The organism is Vreelandella sp. L-15 (assembly GCF_056857635.1).
Window position 1 is genome coordinate 1 of record NZ_JBSXNN010000075.1, and the last position, 5,311, is coordinate 5,311.

The 5,311-nt window shown below is 54.5% G+C and carries 5 protein-coding genes and 1 pseudogene; all 6 read right to left on the reverse strand.

Annotated features, from left to right (window positions below; all coding sequences use genetic code 11):
• Positions 1–164: 164 nt before the first annotated feature.
• Positions 165–1,025 carry a LysR family transcriptional regulator gene (locus tag AC13CY_RS10910; RefSeq protein ID WP_011783503.1) on the reverse strand — a complete coding sequence of 287 codons (861 nt, stop codon included), beginning with the start codon at positions 1,023–1,025 and terminating at the stop codon, positions 165–167.
• Positions 1,019–2,029: a phosphonate dehydrogenase gene (locus AC13CY_RS10915; protein WP_058579626.1), complete on the reverse strand. Its 1,011-nt coding sequence runs from the start codon at positions 2,027–2,029 to the stop codon at positions 1,019–1,021. Before AC13CY_RS10915 ends, AC13CY_RS10910 begins: the two co-directional genes overlap by 7 nt.
• 9 nt (positions 2,030–2,038) lie before the next feature.
• The gene (gene phnE / locus AC13CY_RS10920) at positions 2,039–2,869 is read right to left on the reverse strand and encodes a phosphonate ABC transporter, permease protein PhnE (RefSeq protein WP_011783501.1); all 831 of its coding nucleotides are present in this window, start codon (positions 2,867–2,869) and stop codon (positions 2,039–2,041) included.
• A gap of 10 nt (positions 2,870–2,879) precedes the next feature.
• A complete protein-coding gene (gene phnD, locus AC13CY_RS10925; protein WP_011783500.1) occupies positions 2,880–3,743 on the reverse strand; it encodes a phosphate/phosphite/phosphonate ABC transporter substrate-binding protein in 864 nt (287 codons plus the stop codon).
• Positions 3,740–4,585, reverse strand: a complete 846-nt coding sequence (gene phnC / locus AC13CY_RS10930) for a phosphonate ABC transporter ATP-binding protein (protein ID WP_011784779.1) — start codon at positions 4,583–4,585, stop codon at positions 3,740–3,742. The genes phnD and phnC overlap by 4 nt, the downstream gene beginning before the upstream one ends.
• 442 nt (positions 4,586–5,027) lie before the next feature.
• A pseudogene (locus AC13CY_RS10935) lies at positions 5,028–5,311 on the reverse strand (hypothetical protein); the annotation flags it as partial.

Sequence of the window (5,311 nt, forward strand, 5' to 3'; positions counted from 1 at the left end):
ACCACTCGTCTACCGAAGGCGGCAGCAGGTAATCGGTCTGGCGATCCACAGGGATGAAGCGGCTCATGGCGATCTTCTCAGCTCGGCGATGACGGTGGTCAGTATCTCACGGTGCAACGGAAAGACCGACAGGCTGCTAGATATGCGTGAGGTGGACCCAATAGCTATTCACAGAGATGCCCAACAAACGAGTATACTGGCCTGTGTTTGTCCAGGCTGCTCGGATAAATCACCATCAGCTCCTTGCTAAGGCCAGGCTCACTCACGGGAATAGCCACCAGACTTCCATTTTGGACCTCCTCCCGTACAGAACTTTCAAGCACCAACGATGCGCCAAGTCCGACCTTAACCGCTTGCTTGACGGCTTCGGTGCTACCCAGCTGCATAGATACCGTCGGAAATGGCCCATGCTCACCGAAGTAGGTCGCCAAAAGCCGGCCAGTGCCGGTGCCGGGTTCGCCGCCGATCAGAGCCATGTTAGACAGCGTATCGCGGTCGATATCGGTTCGACGGGCTAACGGGTGACCAGGCGGAACGATTAGAACAACGGGCTCGTTACGCCACGCCTGAGCATGGAATCCGGGTAGATCATGCCACCACTCCATAATCGCCACGTCCAGCTCACCGTCCGATAAATGCCGTGCAATAGTCGGATTGGAATCTATTACCACATCCACCTCGGGCCCTACGCCCAGCTCCTTGTAACGACGGATGTAGGGCTGGAGCATATAAATCCCAATATTGGAGCTCGCCCCAACGCGAAGTCGAGCCTCCATAATGGAAGATCTCGCCTGCTCCTCCAGCCGGAGCAGACTTCGGGCAAAAGGCAACAAGGTTAAGGCAGCCCGGGTTGGCTCACAGCCAGAGCGCCCCCTGTGGACCAATAAAACGCCAAGTTGGTTTTCGAGTTTTTGAAGGTGCTGGGACAGTGTGGGTTGTGCGATGTCCAACTGGCGGGCTGCGGCCTGAAACCCGTTGTGGTCCAGCACCGCCACGAAACTCTTCAGCCAGACAAGATTCAGCATGGGCCGCTCTCGCGGCCACTGGGATCATTGATCGCATCACCCGGCCGCTCACCCCGAAGCACTTGCAGAATGTTCCGAGCAGCGCGTTGCTCGATAGCCAGACGCACCTGGCTGACTGCCGATCCGATGTGAGCAGTAAACAGCGTGTTGGGGTGGGCCCTGAGCCCCTGGGCGATCTCCCTCGGACGATCTTCTCTCGCCCAATCTTCCATCTCAAACACATCAGCGGCGTACCCCCCCAACTGACCGGATTGAAGCGCTTGCAGAACACTACCCTCATCCACCACAGATCCACGGCAGGGATTGATAAGGAATGCGCCCGGTTTCATTCCTGTTAGCGTTTCGCGATTAATGGTGTGGAGGGTTTGCTCATTGAGCGCCAGTGCCAGGATCACAATATCTGACTGGGCCAGCAGCATCTTGAGGGGAGTATGGGACAAACCCAGTGCCTGCTCATGCTGCACGGGTAAACGTTCCGGCTGGGAATAGATTAAATCCGCTCCCCATCCGTTCAGGCGCTGCGCCACCGCTTGGCCGATGGCCCCCATACCCACAATACCAATCCGTGAGCCTTCGATCCCCTGCCCATAGAAGCGTGGTGTCCAGCCAGTAAATTCACCGGATCGAACGAAGTGGTCCGCCGCCTTGACTTGTCGGGTGAGACTGATCGTCAGCCCGACCGTTAGCTCTGCAGTAGGCACGGTTAGCAAATCCGGTACAAATGTCAGCCAAACCCCATGACGCGTGCAGGCATCCACATCAAAGTTGTCATAGCCTTTCAGGGCTGCACCAATCACCTTCAAGCGCGGACACCCCTGTAGGAACTCCACTCCAACTCGGTCTGGCATGAACGCCATCATCGCATCAGCGTCTGCAACGCGCGCAGCGACTTCCTCCTGGGGCAACGTGGCGCCGGATTGGTTGGTGACCAGCTCGCAATCTTGGGCAAGTTCATCCAGAACACTGTCATGGATCTTATGGGTTATCACAATCTTGGGTTTCATAGACGGTCCTTATTTGAATTTCTTACGAAGGCGGCCACTGAGACTGTCCACGACGGTGACCATCAACAAGATGACAATGAGAATGGCGCTGACTTCCTGATACTGCATGATTCTCAGCGAGCCCATCAATTCGAAGCCAATACCACCGGCACCCACCATGCCCATTACGGTCGAGGCACGGAAATTGTATTCCCAGCGATAAATGGACACGTCCGCGAATTGAGGAAGTACTTGTGGCAGCACGGCGTGATAGAGCACCTGCAAGCGAGTAGCGCCGGCAGCATCGGCCGCTTCCACTGGCGCCTCATCTACATGCTCAATCGCTTCGGCAAAAAACTTTCCAACCATGCCAATGGAGTGAAGACCGAGCGCCAGTACGCCAGGCAACGCCCCAAAACCAACAGCAGCCACGAAGATGATGCCCATGATCAGTTCCGGGACTGAACGCAAACCGTTTAAAAGGGTTCGAGTTACTTGGAACACCACCGGATGTGGAGAGGTGTTGCGCGCAGCCAGGAATGCCAGTGGCACAGACAAGGTTACTGCAATGGCAGTACCGGCAATGCTCATCGCAAGCGTGTCGATTAACGGCGACACCCAGCTGGCCACATTGGTGAAGTCAGGTGGAAGAGATTCGCCAATGAGTGTGCCTATGGCTGGCACGCCATTGGCAAGTGTATTGAAATTGAGCAGCCCTACGTACCAACTTGCGACAAAAATGATGAGCAGCACTAACAGCGACTGTCCGAGTTTTTTCCGCCAGCCTTTCGCGTGCTCATCCAGCACGGAGGCCGACGGGGCCGGCGACAGAGTCGCCGGTTCCGTCGTTGTATAGTTCATGGGGCACTCCTCACATTTTTGCGAAATCAAGATTGAGCAGGACACCCATAGCGCGGATGACATCGTAATCTTCGTCGGTAATTGCCGCGAATCCCTCAGCCTTCAGGTTGTCGAGAATCTCCGGGTCATCGATCTGCAGAAAGGCTTTCTGAATGTTGCTCTTCAGCTCAGGGGCCAGGTTCGAACGCATGGCCCAGGGGTATTGAGGAAAGTCACCGCTGTAGCCCAGCACTTTGACCTTGCTCCGATCAATCAAACCGCGGTCCATCACATGCTCGAAGATAACTTCGGACAACCCTCCGGCGTCGGCATTGCCATTGGCGACGTTAACCGCAACAGCGTCATGGCTACCGACGAAATGAGCCTCATAGTCCTTTCCGGCTTCGAGCTCTGCCTTCTCAAGGAGTACGGTCTTGGGGATCAGGTGGCTGGAAGTGGATGCGCGGTCACCGTAGGCCATTTTCTTGCCTTTGATATCCGCGAAGGAGCCAACGCCAGAGTCCGCATTGGCAATAATGATGGAGCGATAAGTCGGCTTCCCGTCTACCACCATGGCGGCAAAGGGTTCAATGTCACTCTTACTCTTGGCCATCACATAGGACAACGGACCAAAGTAAGCCAGGTCAATTCGGCCAAAACGCATGGCTTCGATCATGGAGGAGTAATCGGTGGTAACAATCAGTTCTACTTCCTTACCAAGAGTGGTTTCCAGGTAATCCTTCAAAGGTTGGTTTCGCTTGATCAGTTCTGACGCGTTCTCATCCGGCAGCAAGGCAACTTTCAAAAGATCAGGGTCTGTATCTGCGGCATGGGCTGACCAATGGATGCCGAGCATCATTATCAGAGCCAGCAAAGAGTGAATCATTGTCTTCATTGTGCTATCTCCAGTACGTCTGTCGTTATCGGGGTGGTCTTAGGTTTATGGATGGCTGGTTTGCCTTCCGCAGCTACCACGCTGGGTGAACGGTGGTAAATCTCGTCCAGGTGTTTCGATTTCAGGTTTTCAGGAGCATCGTCAAAAACGATATGAGCGTTCGAAAGGCCGATGATCCGGTCTGCAAAACGCTGGGCGTATTCCAATTGGTGCAAGGAAATAACCGCGGTGATTCCATCTTCCTGACAAATATCGCGCAGTAGGCCGAGTACCTTTTCAGAAGTGGCCGGATCCAGGCTGGCAACGGGCTCATCGGCAAGAATCATGGATGGTTGCTGCACCAATGCTCTGGCGATTCCAACCCGCTGCTGCTGGCCGCCGGACAACTGATCTACTCGGGAAAGCGCTTTGTCAGCCAGACCTACGCGGTCGAGGCATTGCAGAGCCAACTCCAGGTCCTGCCGGGGCAGGGGAAGCAGGCTTCGCCAAGTACCGTGATACGCAAGTCTGCCTGTCAGCACATTCTGTAACGCGGTGTATCGTTCGATCAGCTGGTGATGCTGGAACACCATGGCGGTGCGGCTGCGGTGCTGTCGCAGGATTCTACGGTTGGTCAGTTCACCAAACTCGCCAGACACAACCTTCCCGGTTGTGGGCTTAACCAGGTGATTCAGTGAACGAAGCAGAGTGGATTTACCCGCGCCTGAAAGTCCCAGTAGCACGGTGAATTCGCCCTTGTGAAAGTGAACGTTGGTGGGTTTGAGCGCGAGGACGTTTCCCGGGTAGGTTACGCCCATACTCTCGACTCGAAGCATCACATTGGTTGATTGAGTTGGCGCCACAGGATCACCTTTTGCAATAAATAAGCTCGCCGTATTGCGAGTTACAATTGAACGGTAAAGCTGAGAGATGACACTGTCGTGTCACTGACGTGACAGGTTGATGAAGTGCTTTTGGTTCGCAAGGATTTTCCGAAGGGCTCTGTGAAATACATGGAGCTCAGCCAAAGTGGAACGAGCCACCCAGGAGCTTAAGCAACAAAAATTGCGTTCCACCGTCAGTCGGCGAATCTCACGGTACAGTTCGTCCGTGCTGAGTTCATCGAATTGCTTACCGACTATACTCTTGCCTTCGAGGAGGTCGGACGCGCTCTCCAATAGGTCGCGCTTCCAGGTGCTGACTATGGTGGGGTGGATCTGGAAACGGGCAGCAATTCAAGGTGTGGCCTTAAGGGTGGGCAAGGACAGCCTTGCACTTACTAATTCGAAATAAAGTAAGCGAACATTACCCGGAGATATAAGCCAAATCCGGATGGCCAAAAAACGATTTCAATAGTCGTGGCAATTTTTGCAAACGTCGAAGCTGCCGGTAAACAGTGCTCCGAAGTTGTTCTTTGCTGTTAATGATCTTTTTACCGACGTGATGGTATCCTGAATCCGTGAAGCCGGCGCCGACACTTTCCCTATCACCGCCAGCGAGCACTTTTTGATCATTCGCCCCGTGCAAGTTGGCTTTCGCAAGCCCGTTATTGCCAAAACCCACCGTGCTGATCGGTGCTGACGGCCCGT

Bases quoted from the DNA above. Each gene is read 5' to 3' on its own strand.
- phnE (WP_011783501.1), bottom strand. From the start codon at position 2,869: ATGAACTATACAACGACGGAACCGGCGACTCTGTCGCCGGCCCCGTCG.
- AC13CY_RS10910 (WP_011783503.1), bottom strand. From the start codon at position 1,025: ATGCTGAATCTTGTCTGGCTGAAGAGTTTCGTGGCGGTGCTGGACCAC.
- AC13CY_RS10915 (WP_058579626.1), bottom strand. From the start codon at position 2,029: ATGAAACCCAAGATTGTGATAACCCATAAGATCCATGACAGTGTTCTG.
- phnD (WP_011783500.1), bottom strand. From the start codon at position 3,743: ATGAAGACAATGATTCACTCTTTGCTGGCTCTGATAATGATGCTCGGC.